This window comes from Collinsella aerofaciens ATCC 25986, assembly GCF_964259375.1.
Taxonomy (GTDB): domain Bacteria; phylum Actinomycetota; class Coriobacteriia; order Coriobacteriales; family Coriobacteriaceae; genus Collinsella; species Collinsella aerofaciens_BO.
In genome coordinates this window covers 65328-85613 of the sequence record NZ_CAXVJM010000011.1, presented here as the reverse complement: position 1 = coordinate 85613, position 20286 = coordinate 65328, and the positions used below count along the sequence as shown (strand labels likewise).

The 20286-nt window shown below is 60.2% G+C and carries 20 protein-coding genes; 1 reads left to right on the top strand and 19 read right to left on the bottom strand.

What is annotated here, in order from left to right; all coding sequences use genetic code 11:
• Positions 1 to 358 precede the first annotated feature (358 nt).
• Complete coding sequence (locus tag ACEXKH_RS06425; protein WP_373573506.1) at positions 359 to 2362, bottom strand: fructose-specific PTS transporter subunit EIIC; 2004 nt, start codon at positions 2360 to 2362, stop codon at positions 359 to 361.
• Positions 2363 to 2634: 272 nt separating this feature from the next.
• Between ACEXKH_RS06425 and ACEXKH_RS06420 the strand changes: the two genes are divergently transcribed.
• Positions 2635 to 3492, top strand: coding sequence for a MurR/RpiR family transcriptional regulator (locus ACEXKH_RS06420; RefSeq protein ID WP_226790721.1), 858 nt, complete (start codon positions 2635 to 2637; stop codon positions 3490 to 3492).
• Positions 3493 to 3551: 59 nt separating this feature from the next.
• On the opposite strand, the gene ACEXKH_RS06415 is transcribed toward ACEXKH_RS06420, so the two are convergent.
• From ACEXKH_RS06415 to ACEXKH_RS06330, 18 genes are all read right to left on the bottom strand, one after another.
• Positions 3552 to 5180 (bottom strand): DNA repair protein RecN, encoded by a 1629-nt coding sequence (locus tag ACEXKH_RS06415; protein WP_373573505.1) that lies wholly within the window; start codon positions 5178 to 5180, stop codon positions 3552 to 3554.
• The gene (locus ACEXKH_RS06410) at positions 5170 to 6030 is read right to left on the bottom strand and encodes an NAD(+)/NADH kinase (RefSeq protein WP_035138200.1); all 861 of its coding nucleotides are present in this window, start codon (positions 6028 to 6030) and stop codon (positions 5170 to 5172) included. The genes ACEXKH_RS06415 and ACEXKH_RS06410 overlap by 11 nt, the downstream gene beginning before the upstream one ends.
• Positions 6027 to 6830 carry a TlyA family RNA methyltransferase gene (locus ACEXKH_RS06405; protein ID WP_161161452.1) on the bottom strand — a complete coding sequence of 268 codons (804 nt, stop codon included), beginning with the start codon at positions 6828 to 6830 and terminating at the stop codon, positions 6027 to 6029. Before ACEXKH_RS06405 ends, ACEXKH_RS06410 begins: the two co-directional genes overlap by 4 nt.
• Positions 6831 to 6865: 35 nt before the next feature.
• Positions 6866 to 7105, bottom strand: a complete 240-nt coding sequence (locus ACEXKH_RS06400; protein WP_006233978.1) for an exodeoxyribonuclease VII small subunit — start codon at positions 7103 to 7105, stop codon at positions 6866 to 6868.
• A gap of 2 nt (positions 7106 to 7107) precedes the next feature.
• Positions 7108 to 7695: a transcription antitermination factor NusB gene (gene nusB / locus ACEXKH_RS06395; protein WP_373573504.1), complete on the bottom strand. Its 588-nt coding sequence runs from the start codon at positions 7693 to 7695 to the stop codon at positions 7108 to 7110.
• A 3-nt stretch (positions 7696 to 7698) separates the two neighbouring features.
• Positions 7699 to 8061 (bottom strand): Asp23/Gls24 family envelope stress response protein, encoded by a 363-nt coding sequence (locus ACEXKH_RS06390; RefSeq protein WP_006233982.1) that lies wholly within the window; start codon positions 8059 to 8061, stop codon positions 7699 to 7701.
• A gap of 24 nt (positions 8062 to 8085) precedes the next feature.
• Positions 8086 to 8649: an elongation factor P gene (gene efp, locus ACEXKH_RS06385; RefSeq protein ID WP_117806186.1), complete on the bottom strand. Its 564-nt coding sequence runs from the start codon at positions 8647 to 8649 to the stop codon at positions 8086 to 8088.
• Positions 8650 to 8808: 159 nt separating this feature from the next.
• Positions 8809 to 9939, bottom strand: a complete 1131-nt coding sequence (locus tag ACEXKH_RS06380; RefSeq protein WP_373573503.1) for a M24 family metallopeptidase — start codon at positions 9937 to 9939, stop codon at positions 8809 to 8811.
• Positions 9940 to 10071: 132 nt separating this feature from the next.
• Positions 10072 to 11181, bottom strand: coding sequence for a hypothetical protein (locus tag ACEXKH_RS06375; protein ID WP_373573502.1), 1110 nt, complete (start codon positions 11179 to 11181; stop codon positions 10072 to 10074).
• Positions 11178 to 11711: a shikimate kinase gene (locus tag ACEXKH_RS06370; RefSeq protein WP_349089546.1), complete on the bottom strand. Its 534-nt coding sequence runs from the start codon at positions 11709 to 11711 to the stop codon at positions 11178 to 11180. The genes ACEXKH_RS06375 and ACEXKH_RS06370 overlap by 4 nt, the downstream gene beginning before the upstream one ends.
• An 8-nt stretch (positions 11712 to 11719) precedes the next feature.
• The gene (locus ACEXKH_RS06365) at positions 11720 to 12217 is read right to left on the bottom strand and encodes a YqeG family HAD IIIA-type phosphatase (protein WP_373573501.1); all 498 of its coding nucleotides are present in this window, start codon (positions 12215 to 12217) and stop codon (positions 11720 to 11722) included.
• 2 nt (positions 12218 to 12219) lie between these two features.
• Complete coding sequence (gene mltG / locus ACEXKH_RS06360; protein WP_373573500.1) at positions 12220 to 13575, bottom strand: endolytic transglycosylase MltG; 1356 nt, start codon at positions 13573 to 13575, stop codon at positions 12220 to 12222.
• Positions 13568 to 13996, bottom strand: coding sequence for a Holliday junction resolvase RuvX (gene ruvX, locus ACEXKH_RS06355; protein ID WP_152076975.1), 429 nt, complete (start codon positions 13994 to 13996; stop codon positions 13568 to 13570). The genes mltG and ruvX overlap by 8 nt, the downstream gene beginning before the upstream one ends.
• Before the next feature lie 17 nt (positions 13997 to 14013).
• The gene (alaS, locus tag ACEXKH_RS06350) at positions 14014 to 16671 is read right to left on the bottom strand and encodes an alanine--tRNA ligase (RefSeq protein WP_373573499.1); all 2658 of its coding nucleotides are present in this window, start codon (positions 16669 to 16671) and stop codon (positions 14014 to 14016) included.
• 442 nt (positions 16672 to 17113) lie between these two features.
• Positions 17114 to 18526 carry an AI-2E family transporter gene (locus ACEXKH_RS06345; RefSeq protein WP_373573498.1) on the bottom strand — a complete coding sequence of 471 codons (1413 nt, stop codon included), beginning with the start codon at positions 18524 to 18526 and terminating at the stop codon, positions 17114 to 17116.
• Entirely contained in the window at positions 18523 to 19314 is a 792-nt protein-coding gene (locus tag ACEXKH_RS06340; RefSeq protein WP_117635146.1) for an RNA polymerase sigma factor SigF, read from the bottom strand. Before ACEXKH_RS06340 ends, ACEXKH_RS06345 begins: the two co-directional genes overlap by 4 nt.
• Before the next feature lies 1 nt (position 19315).
• A complete protein-coding gene (locus ACEXKH_RS06335) occupies positions 19316 to 19693 on the bottom strand; it encodes an ATP-binding protein (RefSeq protein WP_117798324.1) in 378 nt (125 codons plus the stop codon).
• A complete protein-coding gene (locus ACEXKH_RS06330) occupies positions 19686 to 20276 on the bottom strand; it encodes a hypothetical protein (RefSeq protein WP_373573497.1) in 591 nt (196 codons plus the stop codon). Before ACEXKH_RS06330 ends, ACEXKH_RS06335 begins: the two co-directional genes overlap by 8 nt.
• Positions 20277 to 20286: the final 10 nt, after the last annotated feature.

Below are 20286 nucleotides of genomic sequence, written 5' to 3'. Positions count from 1 at the left end.
TGCTCTACAGTCCTGCGCAAGACGGAAAGCACATTAAGTGCTTTCCTTTGCGTGCGGAACTCGCGACAAACTTAACCGCCCCGCCCGGCGGGCGAGCTGCGGAAACTCGGTCGGTCCAGAGCAATATCGTGCGAACGAAATTCTGGCTGATGATCTGTTCGCGACAAAGACTCGATAGGTGGTCCCCTCTATGCCCCTTATGTAAGTTGCGGTGAAATAGGGACTGAATTTGGGGTTGAATCGTTTAAACAGTCCCTATTTCACCGCAACTTATGGGAGGGACAGAAAAAAGGCGGGGGCTCCTGGTGGAGTCCTCGCCTTTCTGTACAGAGGGCGATGTTATTCGCGAGCTGGGGAATTAGACCAGGCGGGCGTTGATCGTCTTGGCGATCTCGGCGGCGTCGGTGGAACCCTTGACGGTGGCACGGAAGTCCTCGTCCATGAGCGCCTCGGCGACCTTGGACAGGATCTTGAGGTGCGTAGTGCCGGCCTGGGCACCGGGGATGAGCAGGGCGATAGCCACGTTGACGGGAGCGCCGTCCATGGTATCCCAACCGGTCACGCCGGACTCGTCCTTGACGACGATGACGGCAGCCTCGCTAATGGCGTCGGACTTGGCATGCGGGATAGCGAAGCCCTCCATCATGCCCGTGGTGCCCTCGGCCTCGCGGGCCAGGAAGGCGTTCATCACGGCGTCGGCGTCGCTGGCGATACCGGCCTTGACAGCCTGGTTGGAAACGAAGCTCAGAGCCTCGTCGCGAGAAGCGAAGTCCTCGGCGACAAAGACATTCTCGACCTTCACGAAGTCGGCGGCCTCGGCCTTGGGGGCCTCGACGGCAGCGGCCTCGGGGGCTTCAACCGGCTTGGCTGCAGGGGCGGCCTTCTGGTTCTTCTCGAAGTCGTACTTCTTGAAGGCCACGAACAGGATGCCACCGACCACAGCACCGATGAGGATCGCGAGGACCCACAGCGGACCGTTCTCGACAACGGGCAGGACCAGGAAGCCACCGTGAGGCGCCGGATCGTGAACGTCGAACATAATGGTCAGGATCGAAGCGATAGAGGAACCGAGCATCATGATGGGCATGACGGGCCAGATGTTCTTGGTCATGAACGGAATGGCGCCCTCGGTGATGTGGGTGCAACCAAGGATGAGGTTGACGACACCGGCGTCGTGATCCTCCTGGCTGAAGTACTTCTTGCCGACAACGACAGCGAAGGTGGTGATCAGCGGCGGAACGATGCAAGCGGCGGAGACGGCAGCCATGAAGTTGGTACCGAAGTTGTAGGTGTCGGTGCCAACACCGGCGGCCAGGGCCTCGGTGAGCATAGCGGTACCGGTAACGTAAGCAGCCTTGTTGACCGGGCCACCCATGTCAAAGGCGCACATGCAGCCAATGGCAAGACCCAGGACAACGGCGCCAGAGGCGGACAGGCCCTTGAGGAAGTCCATCATGGCGGTGTTGATGGCAGCCATGGGGCCGGAAATGCCGAGCATGACCAGGCCGACGATAGCCGTCGAGAACAGCGGGTACAGGAAGATAGCCTTGAGGCCGTCCAGGTTCTTGGGCAGGCCGGCAAAGACCTTCTCGAGCAGCAGGATGACATAGCCGGCGAGGAAGCCGCCGACGATGCCGCCCAGGAAGCCGAAGCCCACGCCGGCGCCACCGGCGTCGATCATGCCGGTCTCGGCGTTAACAGGCAGGCCCTGGATGGCGATCATACCGGCAACAAAGCCGGGGACGAGCGCCGGGCGCTTGCCGATGGATTCGGCGATGTAGGCGGAAAGCACCGGAACCATGAGGTTCATGGCGATGCCGCCGATGATCTTGAGCATCGCAGCAAAGCTGTTGTAGTCAGACGCCGTCGAATCGAAGGACGTAATGCCCCACAGGAACGAAACGGCGGTCAGGACACCACCGGCAACGACGAAGACCAGCATATGGCTGACGCCGTTCATGAGGTGCTTATAGATGACGTGGCCGATGGACTCCTTCTCCTCGACTTCGTCCTCGACATCGGCAGCGGCTGCAACCGTGTCGTCACCCTTAGCGGCGAGCGCGCGGTCAATCAGCTTACCGGCGGCCTCAACGGACAGGGCCTTGGAAACACCAACGGAAACCATAGGCTTGCCGGCGAAACGCTCAGCCTGGACATCCTTATCGGCTGCGACGACAACGGCCTTGGCGCCAGCGATCTCGCTCTTGGTGAGCTCGTTCTCGACACCGACCTGGCCATGAGTCTCGACCTTAATGGTCAGACCGCGCTCGGCAGCTGCCTTCTCCAGCGCTTCCTTCGCCATGAAGGTGTGCGCAATGCCGGTCGGGCAACCGGTGGCGGCGATGATGTCAAACTTAGCCATGTGTCCCTCCTTCTTGAGTACAGCGCCCGCGGGCGCTCCCCTACACGCGCTTAGATGCGCGTTTTTCCACAATTGAAAGATACCAACCTACCGTCCGCATGAGAAGAGACAAGGTGCAATTCTCCGGTGAAAGGTTCTTTCATAACCGTAAACGGTAGGTGAAAGTTTACCATCAACACTTGAAACGGCAAGGTGTATCTTGTAATTGGAAATGCCCGTATACTATGGCATTGCAAATCAAATTAGATTTTCATGCCAACCAGGAGCCATCCATGACCGATAGTAGCAAGAGCGCACTTTCCCTCATTAGTACCCATCAGGGATACAGCGAGTCCGAGCAGCGCATTGTCGACTATATATTGGAGCACCAGTCCGAGGCGCCGCGCCTCACGGCCGCTCAGCTCTCACGCGCCGCCGCCACGTCCGAGGCGACCGTTTCGCGCTTCTGCCGCAAGCTTGGCTTTGGCAGCTTCCGCAGCTTTCAGTTTTCGTTGGCGAGGGATTTGGAAAGCCAGCGCAACGAGGGCCTGACTGACGAGGTCTCGCTCGACAATATGGAGCAGAGCCTCAAAAACATCCTGGCTGCCAAGGTGAGCGAGCTTAATGCGACCATCGACGGAATCGACCACGATACGCTGGCGGCTGTTGTGCACGCCCTTAAGCATGCAGGGGTTATTGAGTTTGCAGCTGTGGGCAATACGAACGCGGTCGCGCTCGATGCGACGTTTAAGTTTTCGCAGCTGGGCCTGCGCTGCATGGCGAGCACCATTAGCGAGACATCAATCGGCTTTGCGCTCACGTTACGCCCGGGTGACGTCATCGTGCTAATCTCAAACTCCGGCAAATCGCGCCGACTGAATCGCATGGCAAAAGCGGCTCGCAACTGCGGCGCAACCGTAGTCGTCATCAGCAGCGACAGCAAATCCCCGCTCGCGCGTCTGGCAGACTACACTTTTAATACCGTCAACCACGAAGCGCTGCTGACAACGGGCGACTTTGCGTTCTCTAAGATCAGCGCCACGATGATCATCGAAGTCATCTACAACTTCCTGCTGCCCGAGATTGAAGACGCTCGCGAGCATATCAGCTACTACGAGGAGCTCATCCAGCCGGACAAGGTCGTTGAGTAAAACGCGTAGTGGGACAAAAATTTCAGTCTATTTTGTCCCACCAACACCGCTGTTACGACCTAACCTCGAGCTTCTTCGAGCATCTGCTTTGCGTGGGCCAAGCTTGCCTCGGACTGATCGCCGCTCAACATGCGGGCGATCTCGGCGGTACGCGCTTCGCCGGTTACCTCGTCCAAATGCGTCTGGGGGACTTCGCCCGGTTCCTTGCTGACAACATAATGCTTGTCGGCCATGACGGCGACCTGCGCCAAGTGGGTTACGACAATCACCTGATGCGTAGCGGCGAGATCTGCCAGCACGCCCGCGAGTGCACGCGCCGTGGAGCCACCGACACCAGCATCGACCTCGTCAAACACCAGTGTATCGACACCGTCCGCGTTACCGAGGACAACCTTGCTCGCCAGCATGACGCGGCTGAGCTCACCGCCCGACGCAATTCGACGCAAGGGGCGCGGCGTCAAACCGGCACCGCTGCGGTATAGCAGCTCGTAGCTCGAAGGACCAACGGGCGTCCACTCAGCACGGGGAAGATCACGCGACTCCCAGACGAGCTCGGCACTACCCATCTCCAGGCGAGCCATCTGGCGGCCCACCTCGTGACAGAAGCGCGGGGCCGCCGTATTGCGAGCGCGCTTAAGCGCCTTGGCGGCAGCAAACAGTTCGCGCTCCGCCGCGCCAAGCGCTTCACGCGCCTTTTTGATCTGTTCGTCGCCATCATCAACCAGGGACAGCAGCTCTTGCGAGCGATCGCGCATGGCAAAAACATCGTCCATAGTGGGACCCCACTGACGCAACAGACCCTTGAGGTCGGAATACCGCTCACGCATGCGAGCGAGCTCGCGCGGGTCGAAGGCGATGCCATCGCGATAGGCACGAAGCTCGTTCGCGCAATCCTCAAGGGAGATACAGGCATCCGAAAGTGCATCGGCGATGTCACCCAGCTTGCGATCGACGGTCGCCATGCGTGAAAGCTCGGCCACGGCGCCATTCACGGCATCGAGCGCTCCCCCTTCGGCGGCAAGCGATGCATGGGCATCGTTAGCCGTGGCAACCAGTACCTCGGCATGTTCGGAGCGCGGCAGCAGTTCCTCGAGTTCCTCATACTCGCCCGGCTTGGGGTCGACCTCGCCGATGCGCTCGAGCGCAAAGCGCGCCTCCTCGACGAGGCTCCCCTGCGCACGCGAGGCCTCTTCGACACGTCGAACCTCCTTAGCGGCAGCCCGCGAAGCCTTAAAGCAGGCGCGGTACGCATCCAGCGCCTCGAGCGCAGAGCGTCCCGCCCACGCATCGACCATCGCAACGTGATGCGCCGGATCGAGTAAGCGCTGGTGCTCGTGCTGGCCGCACAGATCCATCATCACGCCGACGCGCTCCGAAAGCTCGCGCACGCTGGCGATGCGGCCGTCAATCTTGACGCGGCTGCGGCCCTCGGCGGAAAGGCTGCGCTGGACCGTGAAGCCTTCCGTGTCGTGCGGGCCGTCAAACAGGCGCGCCTCGACGCTCGCCAGCGCCTCGCCCTCGCGCACCGTCGACGAATCCGCGCGCTCACCCAAAATAAGCTTGAGGGCCAAGAGCAGCGCGGTCTTGCCGGCGCCGGTCTCGCCGGTCAGGACAGTCAGGCCGGCACTCGGCACCAGCGTCGCCTCGCGAATGAGTGCAATGTTAGAAACCTGCATCTCATCGATCATGGCGGACTCCGTAGAATACGCGGCTCACCGAGTTGTAAAAACTCTCGGGGCCGTAGTCGAGCAGCAGCACATCGCCGGGGCCTCGGCGCACGGCCACGCTCTCGACCGTGCCGTCGCAGGTAATAAACTGTCCATCGATAGCGATCGCCGGCACGCTCGGACGGTCATCAGACATAAAGATTTCGACGACATCGCTCGGCGAAGTCAAGAAAGCGCGAGCTTGAATGGTGTGCGGCGCAATGGGTACGCAGACCATGCCCGTATAGTCAGGGCTCACGATGGGGCCACCGGCGCTGAGCGCGTAACCCGTAGAACCAGTCGCCGTCGAAACGACGACACCGTCACCGCGTAGGCGGTCGATATGGTGACCGGACACCGTGATGTCAAACTCGACCATATCGGACAGGGGGCCGCGTGTAAGCGCCATGTCGTTGAGGGCGAAGGTGCGCACAACATCCTTCGTACCATCTTCGCGCACGGACACGATATCCGCGGCGATGGTAGCGCGACGGCTCACATGCAGCTCGCCGGACAGGGCGTCGCTCACGACCTGCAGAATGTCGCGCTCCTCGGGACTCGCAGCAGTTAAAAAACCCAGGTGACCATAGGAAAGACCGAGGATAGGAATCTCACGATGGTTGAGGATGCGGGCAGCGCGCAGCAACGTGCCGTCGCCGCCGAGCGTAATGACCAGATCGGAGCCGTCAATATCAGGCGTGCTTTGAATCTTCGATCGCTGGTCGGCAGCCCATGCGACCTCATAGCCCTGGCGCGTCAGCCAAAGCTCGAGCATCAGGCCGCTCTCGACCGCCTCTTGCTTGTAGTAATTGGGAACCAGAAAGACCTTCATAGCGTTGCAGCTTTCTCGCTCATAACCGATACCTGGGATTGCAGCTCGTCTTGCGAGCGATCGCCGGGGTCAAATCTCGTGCCGTACAGGAAAAACTCAACGTTGCCCTTGGCACCATGAATGGGCGACACGCACACATCGACCGGGAACAGGCCCTTGGCAGCAAAGAGTTCAACCGCCGCCACGAGTGTATCGCGGCGCACGGCGGAATCGGTCACAATGCCGCCCTCGCCCACCAGCGCCGCCGGAGCCTCAAACTGCGGCTTTACGAGCGTGCAGAATGCACCCGTAGGCGCCAGGCACGCCAGTACCGCATCGATAATGTTCGCGATGCTGGTAAACGAGACATCACACACAGCCAGGTCGATAGTGCCGGCATAGCCAAGCTCAGGCAGCTGCGTCACGTTTGTGCGCTCATGCAGCGTCACGCGATCGTCCTGGCGCAACGACCAATCGAACTGGGCGCGACCCACGTCCACCGAGACAACGGTCGCAGCTCCGCGCTTGAGCAGACAATCGGTAAAGCCGCCGGTAGAGCAGCCCACATCCAGACAGGCAAGGCCCGTCGGATTGATGCCAAACGCATCAAGCGCGCCTTCGAGCTTAAGACCGCCGCGGCCAACATAGGGAATGCGCCCCTTCACATGCAGCGGCAGCCCCGGGATCACCTTAAGGCCCGGCGAAGTCAAGCGCTCACCGCCACTCGAGACCAAGCCGGCCATAAGAGTGCGAAGGGCATCCGCGCGATCGGCGCAGATGCCCTGTGAAATCAGTTCGTCATCAAGACGCACGCGTTTCATGAATGCCATCAACCATTCGTATCCGGAGATGCGGCCTAGCTATCCTGGGATTCGTTTGCCGCATCCTCATCGTATTCCTGTTCGAGCTTGTCGGCCTCACGCGGCGTCAGCTCAAACTTGTCGACCATATCGACCGCGCGGGAGCCCAGCTCAATCGCTTCGTCAAACAGATCGAGTGAACGCTCCAAGGACGTATCCTTGGAGCGAACGGTAGCGATGATCTGATCCAGACGGTCCGAGATCTCATCAAAGTTGCGGACGGAACCCTCTGGCATGGCTACTCCTCGACGGAGTCGGCCTCGACGGCCTCAGCAGCGTCCGCATCCTCGACCAGCGCACCAGCCTCAGCTTGGGCAACCGCAACCTTAGCGGCAGCCTCGGCAGCCTGTGCCTCCTCGCGAGCGCGATCCTCGGCCAGCAGCTCCTGGTATAGGTCCTCGCCCGGCAGCTCCTCGCTGCGAGCGATCTTACCCAGCACGCCGTTGACGAACGACGCGGACTGGTCGGTGCCATAGGCCTTGGCAAGCTCAACGGCCTCGTTGATCACGATGGCGTCCGAGACCTCCTCGTCGGTGAGGAAACGCATCTCATAAACGGCGATACGCAGCAGATTACGGTCGGCGCCGGGCATGCGCATAAGAATCCAGTTCTTGGCAACGGAGCGCAGAGCACAGTCGATGCGGTCGATATGCTCGTAGGCACCTCGGCACAGCTCCAGCGCATAGGGATCGAGGGGACCCTTCGAGATCAGGAAATCACCCTCGAGGACGCGCTCGAGCGGGCTGTCCGTGGCCTCGGCCTGGAACAGCAGCTGCAGCGCCTGACTGCGGGCAAGCGTACGCCCGCGATAAACCTTAAGGCTCAAAGGTTACTCCTTGGGGAAAACGAGGCCGTCGATGCAAACGTCAACGCGCTCGACCTCAACGCCAACCTGGGCATCGATGGCGGCGACCACGGCAGCGCGAACGGCCTCGGCGAGTTTCTTGAACGGATAGCCAAAGAACACCACGACGCGCACGGTGAGTGCGAGCTTGTCGCCGACGACCTCGGCCTCGACCGCCGGCTCAGAAGCCGGGGCCTTGGACGAGAGCATCATGGAGACAAGGTTGGTGGCAAGGTCCTTGACGCCAACGGAGGCGATGCCCTCGACATCGGACACGGCGCGCGAGACGATGGCGGTCAAAACATCGGGCGAAATGCCGATGCCGTCAATCTTGATTTCCTGGGGCATGAGTCCTCCTAGAAAAGTTGGTTGCTAGACGCGGGAGACGAACTTGCCGTCGCGGGTGTCAACCTTGATGACCTCGCCCTCGTTGAGGTACATGGGGACCTGGATGACAGCGCCGGTGTCGATCGTGGCCGGCTTGGTGGAACCCTGGACGGTGTCGCCCTTAAAGCCCGGGTCGGTCTGGACGATGGTGGTCTCGATAAACATCGGCGGGGTCACGCCCATGAGCTCATCGTCGGCGAAGAGCAGCTGGCAAATGTCGTTCTCGCGCAGCCACTTGGAGTTCTCGCCCACCATGTCCTCGGGAACGGGAACCTGCTCATAGGTCTCGTTGTCCATGAAGATGTAGTCGGCGCCATCGTTGTAGAGGTACTGGAACTCACGGGTGGTGAGCATGACGCTCTCGAACTTGGTGCCGGCGTTGCAGGTGTTCTCGACGACGCGGCCGCTCTTGATGTCGCGGGTCTTGTAGCGCACAAACGCGCCGCCCTTGCCCGGCTTGACATGCTGGAACTCGACGATGGTGTAGACCTTGTCCTTGATGCGGAGACCGAGGCCGTTCTTGAAGTCGGCGGTAGAAATGGTAGGCATAGCGACCTTTCTTGTTATGGGCAGGACGCACAAGCGTCCAAATTACATACGACCGAAATTATACACTTGCAGACGGCGCCTGCAGCGAGCGCATAAAAAGAGAACGCGGGGCGCCCGAAGTGCTCCGGACGCCCCGCCCCAAAAATCTATCGAAATGGGCTAGCAATCGATGATGTGCAGGTCGTGCGGGGTCTTGGTGAAGGGCTCGTAGCCGTTCTCGGTGACCACGCCGTAGTCCTCCAGGCGCACGCCGCCCACACCGGGCAGATACACGCCGGGCTCCATGGTGATAACCGAGCCGACCTCGATGGTGTTCTTGCTGCGGTTGAAGTTGGGCAGCTCGTGGATGTCGATGCCCACGCCGTGGCCCAGACCATGGTTGTAGTAATCGCCATAACCGGCATCGCCGATGATCTTCTTGGAAAGCTTAAAAATGTCGTTGCCCTCGACGCCCGGATGGATGGCAGCGACGCACTCCTCGTGCGTACGGCGCACGAGCGCGTACAGGTCAAGCTGCTCCTGGGTAGGCTCGCCCATCACGACGGTGCGCGTCATGTCGGAACGATAATCGCAGTAGCCCGCGCCGTAATCCATGAGGACGAAGTCGCCCTTCTCGATGACACGGTCACTCGGCACGGCATGCGGGTTGGCGGTGTTGGGGCCGCTCGCCACAATGGAGCCGAAGGCCAGGCTGTCGGCGCCGTTGGCGAACATAAAGTTCTCGAGCTCGTTGCGAACCTGCTTCTCGGTCATACCGGGCTTAATAAAGCCGAGCATATGCTGGAAGGCGGCATCGGTGATCGACTGCGCATGGCGCATGAGCTCGATCTCCTCAGCGTCCTTGATGGCGCGCATCTTGCGAATGTCGTCATGCATCAGCGGCAACATGCAGGCGACGGAACGGTCCTCCAGGCCACGCTGAATACCCTGGTAGAAGTTGATCTGCATGTCGTCCTCGACAGCACAGAAGCGGCACTTATTGGCTGCGATCTTACCGGCGACCCAACCAGGGATGGTGCCCTCGTCCATGTCGTAGACCCAAGGGCTGCCGGCGGGCGTGTTCTCCTCAAAGCTGTTGAGGTAGCGCGAGTCGGTATGGAACAGGCACTGGTCAGCCGTAATAAACGCCGCGTGCGGGAACTCGAAGGTGTAGTCGAAGACACCCTTCACGCCCGTAAGCCAACGAAGATTGGCCTCGTCGCGCACCACAATAGCGTCGTAGCCGCGCTCAGCCATCAGGGCACGGACACGCTCGATACGACCGGCAGGACCGGCAGCAAACTCAGACATGCAGATTCCTTTCTTGTTGTCTCAAAAAGTGCGGGACGGGTCTCAACCGAACGACGGAATCGCATGCAATCCGCAACCGATTGGAAACCCGCCCCTCAACATGATACGAAAGACGATGGATGTCAATAAAACTTAGAGGAGTTCTTTGCGAGAATCCAAGTAGGCGTGAGCATGGCGCTCAAGAACCTCGTCCTCAACGCCCGTTAGACGAATGGCGCCGAGTGCCGCGGGCAGCGGCAACATGCTGCGGTTCGAGCGGGCGAACTGCTGCTTACGGAACTCCTCGATAAACGTGGCAGGCTCCAGATCGAAGGCAAGCTCCTCGATACCAAAGTCCTCCAGGCAATCATCGACCTCAAAAACGTAATCGATATCGAAGTCGCAAGCATCGTGGGCAACGCGCGCTTCAAAACGCATGCCCTCGGACAACAGCTGGTAGGCAGGGATCTGCGAAGCGGCGTCGCCCAAGCAGGCGCGCAGGGTACGCTCCCCCATCTTGCCAAAATCGAGCGCATGGCGGGCGCTCGGGTTCGTGGCCATCAGTACGTCCTTGCGGGCAGTCTGAGACCACTGAATGGCATTGACAAGCGCGACCTCCTCGCCCGCGAGAATCTCGGGAACGGTCTCAGTAAACTGATTCCAGCGGGACTTGCTGCTCGAAAGCATGGTGCCAACAAGTACCGCATAGCCGAGCTTGAGGTCCTCGGGGTCCGCCTCGCGAACAAGGTCGAGGTCACACACGACCAAGCCCGGCTCGGGACGGAACGCGATAGCGGGAAGCGCATTCGCCGACGAGGCGACGAGCGGCTTCATGGTCGTCGCAACCGTGAGCATGGCGTCAAACGTCGTCGGCAGCAAGGCGCACTCGGTGCGACCGCACCACTGATTAGCGCACCAGGAAACGACCGAGCAGGTCGCCGTGTCGCCGACAGCGACAACGAGATCATCGCAGGTAATGCCGTTAGCCGACAGGGCGTCAAAGACGGTATCGGCAGCGGCCAGCGTAGCGCCGGCAGGAGAAACCTCGAGGACAAGCAGCGACACGGCAAAGCCGGCGTCGATCAGCGCATGCTCGACGACCTCGCCAAAACGCTCGGATGCGGCGTCGTTCCAAACCACCATTGCGCGCTTAGGCTTGCCCACAGCCGAGGCAAACATGCGCGGCAGCTCCTCGAACGCGCCCAATCCGACGCGGACATCGACACTGCGATTTTGGAAATTGATAAGTTGACGGCGAATCATAGCAGTCCACGCTCCAAAAGCTTCTCGGCACAAAGGTAGGAAACGTCCTCGAAGGACTTGTTGCGAATATCAAGGGTAATATCGGCGGCCTGGCGATACAGCGGACGTCGATGCTCAAAAAGGCGCGCAGCATGCTCGGGCGAGCGGAAATCGGGTCGGGTATCGGAGCGGCGGATCTGGCGCAACGAATCCTCAAAGTCGCCTTCGAGGTACACGCACGTACCCATCTCGTGCATCAGTTCAATGTTCACCGGGGTCTCGACAATACCGCCCCCGCACGATACCAGCAGGCTGCGCTCGCTTTGAAGCGAACGGAGTGCCGAGGTCTCGAGCTCGCGAAATCGATCTTCGCCCTCGGTCTCAAATATCTCGGTCACCGACTTACCGCATCGACGCACAACCAAACGATCGGTATCGATGAATCGACGCTTGAACATAGTGCCCACGTTGCGCGCAAGCGTCGACTTGCCCGCGCCCAAAAAGCCGATAAAGAAGATATGGTCGCAGCCGTGTTTGATGTGCTGAGACATGGCGAAACCTATTCCTCGCAGGGAAGGTCGCGCAGAGCCCGGCGCTCAAAGATACGGAAGATCTGCGTGTACCACAGGTCCTGGGTTGTCTGCGGCTTGACCAGAATAGTGTCAACGCCGGCAAAGTTACCGCTCCACACGTCCGTGTAAAGCTGATCGCCGATCAGCACGGCCTCGTCGGCCGTGGCGCCCAGACGCTTAAGTCCAGCCTTCAGAGCAAACGGGGCGGGCTTCATGGCGTGGCTGATGGCCTCGAGACCCAACTCGCGCGCCGATGCCATGACCTGGTCGCGATGCCAGTTGTTGGACACCATGCACAGCTTAAAGCCCTTGGCATGGGCGGCCTCGAGCCAAGCGGAAACCGCAGCGGGAACCTGCTCGGTATCGCGCGGCACCAGGGTGTTATCGCGGTCGAGTAGAATGGCGCGCTTGCCGTCGGCCCACAGGGTATCGAGGTCGATGCGGTCGACTGAGGCAACATATCGTTTGGGGCTAAAAATCCTCATGATCAATTCCAAGACTGTTGGTGCTCTTCGTAGGTCTTCGAGAAATACTCCTCGTCCTGTGTGATGTAGAAATACAGGTCATCGGAGTCGGTCGGCTCAAGGGTAGCCTTGAGCGCCTCGAGCGACGGAGAGCAGATGGGCGTGGGCGGCAGGCCCTCGTGCTTATAGGTGTTATACGGGCTATCGCTCTGCAAGTCATCGGCGGTAACCTCGCCGCCGGTGACATACATCATGGTCGCATCGCTATTGAGGTAACGCAGGCCATCGAGCTTGCCCGCCAGACGGTTATAGAAAACCGATGCCACATGCGCGCGCTGATCGGCATTGAGGCCCTCGCGCTCGACGATCGAGGCAAGGTTAACGATGTCGTAATCGGACATCTCCACGCCGTAGCGCTCCTTGATCTTGGCCTCGCAGCTGGCAAAGTCAAGCGACTTATACTCGGCGTTGAACTGATCAAGCATGGCGCGAATCACATCATCGGCAGACGGGTCCTTACCCAACGAATAGGTCTTGGGGAACAGGAAGCCCTCGAGCGAATCGTTCGCGGCGTCTTTAAGGAAAGCGTAATCATTCACATAATTGCTCGCCTTTGCCTGGTTAAGGAAGTCTTCCTTAGAAATGCTGTCGTAGGCCTTGGCGACGCGGTCGGCGACCTGATCGACCGTCAGGCCCTCAGGGATAGTCAGCGCATCGGAGCCCGCATTGGGCCCTTCCATGAGCTGCTGAACGACCTTGGTCGCGTCCATAAGCGTGGTGAACGAGTAAGTGCCGGGCTTAAGCGACATGTCGGCGTTGAGCTTTTTGACTGCCGCATAATAATCCTTGGGATTTTCGACGATATGGTTCTCGGAGAGAATCGAAGCGATGCTGTCACCCGAGGCACCATCGGGAATCGTGATAGTAACTTGCTGGCCAGCAGCGACTTTCGCATCGTCACCGGCAAAGAAGCCCTTGACGGCTGGCACGACAAAGAAAACGATCACGACAAGCGCAAGCACGGCGACGACGCCACCGATAATCATAGGCACCGGGGAGCTTTTCTTTTGGGCACCACGGCGGGCGTGCGTGTTATAGCTCGAACGCGTGGCCGGAGCAACGCCGTGCGAGCCATGAGCATGATGTGCGTGGGAGCGTGATTGCGGGGCCTGCCCCTGCGTGCGCTGGGCAGGAACCTGTTGCTTAAAACGAGCGCCGCCAGCGGGCTGCGCGGGACGAGCGGCGGGCTGTTGAGCAGCACGCTGAGTAGGCTGAGTCGAACGCTGCATCGGCTGCGCCGGGCGCTGGACAGCCTGAGCAGGGCGCGGCGCGGGCTGCCGTGTACGATTCGGCTGGCGCGGATCGGAAGCGCTAGGCATGCTGAACCTCCTCGTTTTTACGATCGAGCCATGTCTGCAAGAACAGGCTGGCGGCGATCATGTCAATCTTGCCCCTCATCTGTTTCTCGTTAAGCCCCTGCTCTCGCAGGATTCGTTTAGCCTCCTGCGAGGACAGACGCTCATCCTCAAACTCCAGCGGAAGTTCGAGCTCGTCGGCAATCTTTTGGGCCACGGCGGCGACGCGCTCGGCTTGGGGGCCGGGCTCACCGGCCATGGTCAAGGGACGTCCGCTTACCAGGATGTCGGGCTCATAGTCCTCGACCAGGTAGCGAAACGTCTTTGCCATGCCAGTGACCTCGGCAGCCGGAAGCACCTTGACAGGCATCGCCATCTTGCCATCACGGCTCGAGACGGCAATGCCAATCCTGGTCTCCCCTATGTCCAGTGCGAGCGCGACCACAGCGACTACTTAGGTTCTTAGGCGCCGAGCGCGGTCTTGGCGGCCGCGAGGGCATCGGCGATACCGGCGGCGTTCTTGCCACCGGCCTGAGCCATGTTGGGACGACCGCCACCGCGACCATTGACCAGGCCCGCGATCTGCTTGATCACGTTGCCGGCGTGGAAACCGGCCTTCACGGCGTCATCGGAGCCGGCGGCGAGCAGAGCCGGGGTGCCCTTCTCGGTCACGCTGGCAACAACGCAGGCGACGGGGCCGGCGACCTTCTGGTGCACGGTATCCCAAACGTTGCGCAGGTCGGCAGCCTCGAGACCCTGAAGCTCAGCGACAACGAGCTTGTAGCCATTCAGCTCGACAGCGCCGTCGATGGCGCTGGAGATCGCATCGGAGGAGCCACCGGTGAGAGCCTTCTTGAGCTTGCTGGAAGTCTCGCGCAGCTCGGCCTGCAGGTTCTCCACGCGGGCGGGAACCTCGTCGACGCGGCACTTGAGCGCAGCGGCGGCGGCGTCAACGAGCGCCAGGCGGTCGGCCATGTAGTCGAGAGCGCCCTTGGAGGTCACAGCCTCGATGCGGCGGACATTCGAGCCCGTGGAGGACTCGGAAATGATCTTGAACAGGCCAATCTCGGCGGTATTGGCGGCATGGGTGCCACCGCAGAGCTCGCGGGAGAACGGCTGGTCCTCGGCGCCCACGGAGACGACACGGACGACATCGCCGTACTTCTCGCCAAACAGTGCGACAGCGCCGGCGGCCTTGGCCTCGTCGATGCCCATGACGCGGGTCACGACCGGCTTGGAAGCGAAGATCTGCTGGTTGACCAGGTCCTCGACAGCCTTGAGCTGGTCGGAGGACAGAGCCTCGAAGTGCGTGAAGTCAAAGCGCAGGTGCTCGGGCGTCACCAGCGAGCCGGCCTGGGAGACATGCTCGCCCAGGACCTGTTTAAGGGCAGCGTCGAGCAGGTGCGTGGCGGTGTGGTTGCGGCGCAGGAAACCACGGCACTCGGCGTCGAGCGCGGCGGTCACGGTAGCACCGACGGCCAGCGTGCCCTCGGCAACGTGGGCGACGTGAGCATAGAGGCCGTTGTGGTTCTTGGTATCGGAAACGGTCAGCGCAACGCCCTCGGCAAAAAGCTCGCCGGCATCGCCCTGCTGGCCACCCATCTCGGCGTAGAACGGGGTGCGGTCGAGCACGACCTCGACGTCCTCGCCCGCGGCAGCGGACTCGACGGACTCGCCGTTGCGAACGATGGCAACAACCTTGGCGTCCTCGATGACGTCGTTGTCATAACCGTCGAACTCGGTCGCGGCAACCTTGTCCGAAAGCTCAACCCACACGTCGTTGAAGCTGCCCCAGGCATCGCCCTTGGCGTTGGCGCGAGCGCGGGCCTTCTGGTCCTCCATGCAGGCGGTGAAGCCGTCCATATCGACGTCATGGCCAGCAGCGCCGGCGATCTCGACAGTCAGGTCAATGGGGAAACCAAAGGTGTCGTGCAGCTTAAAGGCAACGTCGCCCGGAAGGACGGCGCCGTCGGCGAGCGCGGCCAAGGCCTCGTCCAGGTAAACGCGGCCGTTGTCGAGCGTCGTGGAGAAACGCTCCTCCTCGGAAGCGACGATACCCTTAACGAGCGCGACGTTCTTGAGCAGCTCGGGATAGGCCTCGCCCATCTGAGCGTTGACTTCGTCGATAAACTTGGTCAGGAAAGCGCCCTCGATGCCCAGTAGGCGGCCGTGGAACACGGCACGACGGAGCAGGCGGCGAAGGACGTACTCGCGACCCTCGTTACCGGGAAGGATGCCGTCCGAGATCATAAAGTCGACGGCACGGGAGTGATCGGCGATAATGCGCAGCGAGCGGCTGGCACCGGAGTAATCGTCGGCGTCATAGGTCTTGCCGCTGATCTCCTCGCCCAGCTTGATGAGATGCTGCATTAGATCGCCGTCGTAGTTAGCGGTCTTGTGCTGCATGATAGCAGCCATGCGCTCCAGACCCATGCCCGTATCGAGGTTGCGGTGCGGCAGCTCCGGCATGGAGCCGTCCTCCTGGCGGTCGTACTGGGTAAACACGAGGTTCCAGAACTCAAGGAAGCGGTCGCAGTCGCAGCCGGGCTTGCAGTCGGGGCTGCCGCAACCGACCTCCTCGCCCATGTCAAAGTAGATCTCGGAGCACGGACCGCAGGGGCCGGTGGGGCCAGCGGCCCAGAAGTTGTCGTCCTCGCCCAGACGCGAGATGTGGTCCTCGGCAACGCCCAGGGAGCGCCACACGTCGTGGGTCTCGTCGTCCTCGGTAAAGACGGTGAAGTACAGGCGGTCGAGCGGCAGCTTGAACTCCTTGGTGATGAGCTCAAAGGCCCAAGCGCAGGCCTGCTGCTTGGAGACGCCGCCAAAGGAGAAGTCGCCAAGCATCTCAAAGAAGGACAGGTGACGGCCGTCCTCGCCGATGCAGTCGATGTCGTTGGTGCGGACGCACTTCTGGCAGGAGATCGCGCCGATCTCCTTCATGGTCTTCTTGCCCTGGTAGTACTCCTTAAACTGGTTCATGCCGGCGTTGGCAAGCAGCAGCGAAGGATCGTCGGGGACGAGGGACGAAGAAGGATAGAGCTTAAGACCGCGCTCCTCAAAGAAGTTGAGGAACTTGGAGCGAATCTCGGCCGTAGTCATTGACGGGTAGTCAGCACTCATAGAGGGAATCTCCTCGGTTTCACATCGAAACAGTTCAAACGTAACGATATTACCATCCCACCGCGCCTGTGCAAAAAAGAGGGCCGCCAAACAGCGACCCTCCAGCGAAAGTGCATGTTATTTAGGACCAAGCAATCCTTTGAAAAAAATGGGTTTGGTAAAATGCTATATAAGAACCATCCGGAAGGAGCGATCGATGAAAAGCAAACGATTTGTCCTGAATGCACTTCTGGTAGTAGCACTTTTCGCGCTCTTAGCCTTCTCCCAATGGTACGCAAACCAACCAGCATTTGGCTACGTACTGTATGCAGTGACGTCCGGCGACAACGCTTATTGCCCTCTACGCGCAATTGACATTCTCTATTTCTATGTAGCCGGCCCCTTATCAGTCGCTTTGCTCGTGTTTCTTGTCTTTTACAATATCAAGAAACGTTAACGGAGCTTATTTGGAATCCGAATCATCCATGGAGCCGTCGATGCCGGTTTTGGTGTCGTCATTCGAGTCGGCGTCATCGTCCTTGGCGAAGGGGTTCTTAAAGAAACCTGTCGCGTCGGGCTGAAGACCCGACAGCTTAATCCAGGGATTCTCGAGCTCGGGCTTGGGCATTGCCTGGGCCTCGGGCGCGGTCTCGTTGCCGATGAGCTCGGACTCATAAATGAACGTATCGTCCCCAAGCGCGTCATAGGCGGCGACCGGGTTGCCCTCGGCATCGCGATACGGCGTGCCCTTAAACACGGCGCCATCGTATGCCACGAGCTGGCGGCCGGTCTCGTTCTCGAAGTAATACACGAAGATACCCTTCAGAGCCGCGCACAGCGGGATGGCGATGACCATGCCGATGGGGCCCATAAGCGCCGAACCGATAACAAGGGCCGTCAGGCTCATGATGGGATGCACCTGAACCGAGCTCTGCATGACCTTAGGCGAGATGACGTTGTCGGTGACATTTTGTGCCACCATGGTCACGATCAAGGTCCACAACGCCAGCATCGGGCTAAACATAAAGCCGAGCACCGTGGCAATAGCCGCGCTCACCCAGGGACCGACAACTGGGACCAAGTGCATGATGCCAGTAAAGATGGCCATGAGTGCCGCATACGGATGGCCAATGAGCGTAAAGCCGATAAAGGCGAGGATGCCACCGCAGATCGACGTTACGACCATCCCACGCATGTAGCCGCCGACCGAGCGCGAAAGAATCGCGACCATAAAACGGTACGAGGTCTCCTTTTCCTGACCAATGATGGTGCAGACCTCGTGGTGCATGCGGGGATAATCGCAGGCAAGCCAGTAGGCAAGCACCAAGCCAAGGAAGATAACGAACAGCTGCGACGCGGTATTGGTAATGAGCGGGAAGACACCGCGGCCAAGCTCGGCGGCAATCTGCGAGACATACTTGGACGCCACCGTGACGAGCGAAGAAAGGTTATCGTCCAGATACTGCTTGAGCGGCGTGTTGTTGAGCGTCTTGGCATGCGAGATCATCTCATTGAGGTCGCCACCCGCAACACGAAGCTGCTCAGGCAGACGGCTCAGGACTTCCATGATCTGACCAAAGAGAATCGGCGACAAGATGCAAACGACGCCGACGAGCACGGCAACGACCACAATAAGCGCGACAAGCGAACCGATGCCGCGATTCACGCCATGGTGCTCGAGCCAGTTGGTGATCGGCGACATCACAAAAGCGATGATGGAACCGACAGCGAGAAACTCGATGACCGGCGCCAGGATGCCCATAAGGTTAAAGATGACGGCGGCGATGACAATGCAGCCGACGACGCCCCAAATGCGCAACGTCAGAATACGGGTATCGCGCAGCGTGCGGTCGGTTTGTTGGGGGTGCTCATTCATGAACGAACCATCACTCCGTCGGGGTCGATCTTGTCCTGAATCTTCTTAAGGGTACGACGCAGCAGGCGCGAGACCTGTACCTGCGAGATGCCCAGCTTCTTGGCAATCTCGATCTGGGTCATGCCCTTCACAAAGCGCAGCTCGATTACCTCGCGTTCGCGCGGCGAGAAATCGCGGATGGCTTCCTCGATTACCAGGCGATCATCGGTAAAGTCGAGCTCGTTGTCGTCGTCGGCGTAACGATCGAGAATCGAAGGCGCATCGTCAGAGTCGGACGCGCCGGGAGCCTCGATGGGCACCGAGGTATAGGCCGAGGACGATTCCATGGCTTCGAGCACCTCGTCGACGGTCACGCCCAGGTAATCGGCGATTTCCTCAACCTTGGGCGAACGCTGCAGCTCGTTGGTGAGCTTATCGGTAGCCTGGTTGACCTTGGCAGAGAGCTCCTGCAGACGACGCGGCACGCGCACGCTCCAGCCCTTGTCGCGGAAGTGGCGCTTAATCTCGCCCAGGATGGTGGGCGTGGCAAACGTCGTGAACTCAAGTCCGCGTTCAGGGTCAAAGCGGTCGATAGCCTTAAGCAAGCCCAGATAGCCGACCTGCAAAAGGTCATCGAGCGGCTCGCCGCGATTCTTAAATTTGTTGGCAAGAAACCTTACCAGGTTCATATGGGACATGACGAGCTGCTCGCGTGCGTCCGGATCACCGGTCTCTTTATAGCGACGAAACAGCTCGCGGGTTTTCTCCTTGTCCCAAGCGGTCTTGCCGCTCCGGGAACGTTCGGTCATATTAGATATCCGCCTTGAGGTCGAGGGAAAGCGTTAAGGGCGCCGCAGTCTTTTCGTAGGAATCGCACACGCTTGCAAGAATGAGCTCCGCATACACGGCAGCCTGGTCATCCTCATCGACAGTCGCCTGGTCGCCAAAGGTAAAGGTCATGCCCACATGCGATTCGTCGACATCGAATTTGATCGAGATATCGTCGGAATCAACGGCCGTGCAGCCAAAGATGAAGGCTTCCTCGGCAGCCATACGGATGTCCTCGATTCGATCAACGGACATAGAGCACAGGGCGCCGACGTTGGCGGCCGTCATGCGCACCAAGCGCGCGAGACGCGGATCGCCGGCAACGCTCAGCGTAATGGGGCAGGTTGCTTCGCTACTCATCGCAGGACTCCTCGGAGGTCTCGGCGGGCGTATAGGTGTAATACTGAGCAGGCTTGGCTGCGGGCTTCTGAGCCGCATCCGCACCATCGGCGGCCTCATCCTCAGCCTCACCAATCAGAACGCGCTCGTTAGGCTGCTCGGCCTCGGCAGCAGCGGCGAGCTTGCGATCGGAGTCGGCTGCAGGAGCCTTCACCTTATTGAAGAGCTTCTGCACGGCACCAGCCGCAGAGTCGGTCACGCTCGACACGGCGTTGCTTGCTTCGGCCACGCTACCCGTGACCTCGGAAATGTCGCGAACCACGGCTTCGACCTCTACAAGATTGGAGGTAAGGGCGTCAACCGCGGTCTTGCTCGACCTGAGCAGCGGCTCCACCTGGGCAAGTGCCGGCGTAAGCTCGTCTACGGCGCCATCGAGCTTTGCCACCACAGGCTGTGCCTCGGCGAGTGTGTTGTTGAGGTCGCTCACCGTCTTGTCGAGCGAGTCGACGACAGTGCGGGTCTTGCGCAGCGTGAGCGCGAGCTCGATAACAGCCCACACGCCGGCAACGGCAAGTAGCAGCAGGGCGATTTGAATGGGACTCATACAAGCCTCC

Bases quoted from the DNA above. Each gene is read 5' to 3' on its own strand.
- ACEXKH_RS06405 (WP_161161452.1), bottom strand. From the start codon at position 6,830: ATGAAACGCGTGCGTCTTGATGACGAACTGATTTCACAGGGCATCTGC.
- ACEXKH_RS06370 (WP_349089546.1), bottom strand. From the start codon at position 11,711: ATGTCTCAGCACATCAAACACGGCTGCGACCATATCTTCTTTATCGGC.
- alaS (WP_373573499.1), bottom strand. From the start codon at position 16,671: ATGAGTGCTGACTACCCGTCAATGACTACGGCCGAGATTCGCTCCAAG.
- ACEXKH_RS06400 (WP_006233978.1), bottom strand. From the start codon at position 7,105: ATGCCAGAGGGTTCCGTCCGCAACTTTGATGAGATCTCGGACCGTCTG.
- mltG (WP_373573500.1), bottom strand. From the start codon at position 13,575: ATGCCTAGCGCTTCCGATCCGCGCCAGCCGAATCGTACACGGCAGCCC.
- ACEXKH_RS06410 (WP_035138200.1), bottom strand. From the start codon at position 6,030: ATGAAGGTCTTTCTGGTTCCCAATTACTACAAGCAAGAGGCGGTCGAG.
- ACEXKH_RS06375 (WP_373573502.1), bottom strand. From the start codon at position 11,181: ATGATTCGCCGTCAACTTATCAATTTCCAAAATCGCAGTGTCGATGTC.
- ACEXKH_RS06365 (WP_373573501.1), bottom strand. From the start codon at position 12,217: ATGAGGATTTTTAGCCCCAAACGATATGTTGCCTCAGTCGACCGCATC.
- ACEXKH_RS06380 (WP_373573503.1), bottom strand. From the start codon at position 9,939: ATGTCTGAGTTTGCTGCCGGTCCTGCCGGTCGTATCGAGCGTGTCCGT.
- ACEXKH_RS06335 (WP_117798324.1), bottom strand. From the start codon at position 19,693: ATGAGTAGCGAAGCAACCTGCCCCATTACGCTGAGCGTTGCCGGCGAT.
- efp (WP_117806186.1), bottom strand. From the start codon at position 8,649: ATGCCTACCATTTCTACCGCCGACTTCAAGAACGGCCTCGGTCTCCGC.
- ACEXKH_RS06420 (WP_226790721.1), top strand. From the start codon at position 2,635: ATGACCGATAGTAGCAAGAGCGCACTTTCCCTCATTAGTACCCATCAG.
- ACEXKH_RS06330 (WP_373573497.1), bottom strand. From the start codon at position 20,276: ATGAGTCCCATTCAAATCGCCCTGCTGCTACTTGCCGTTGCCGGCGTG.
- ACEXKH_RS06415 (WP_373573505.1), bottom strand. From the start codon at position 5,180: ATGATCGATGAGATGCAGGTTTCTAACATTGCACTCATTCGCGAGGCG.
- ACEXKH_RS06340 (WP_117635146.1), bottom strand. From the start codon at position 19,314: ATGACCGAACGTTCCCGGAGCGGCAAGACCGCTTGGGACAAGGAGAAA.
- ACEXKH_RS06425 (WP_373573506.1), bottom strand. From the start codon at position 2,362: ATGGCTAAGTTTGACATCATCGCCGCCACCGGTTGCCCGACCGGCATT.
- ACEXKH_RS06390 (WP_006233982.1), bottom strand. From the start codon at position 8,061: ATGCCCCAGGAAATCAAGATTGACGGCATCGGCATTTCGCCCGATGTT.
- ACEXKH_RS06345 (WP_373573498.1), bottom strand. From the start codon at position 18,526: ATGAATGAGCACCCCCAACAAACCGACCGCACGCTGCGCGATACCCGT.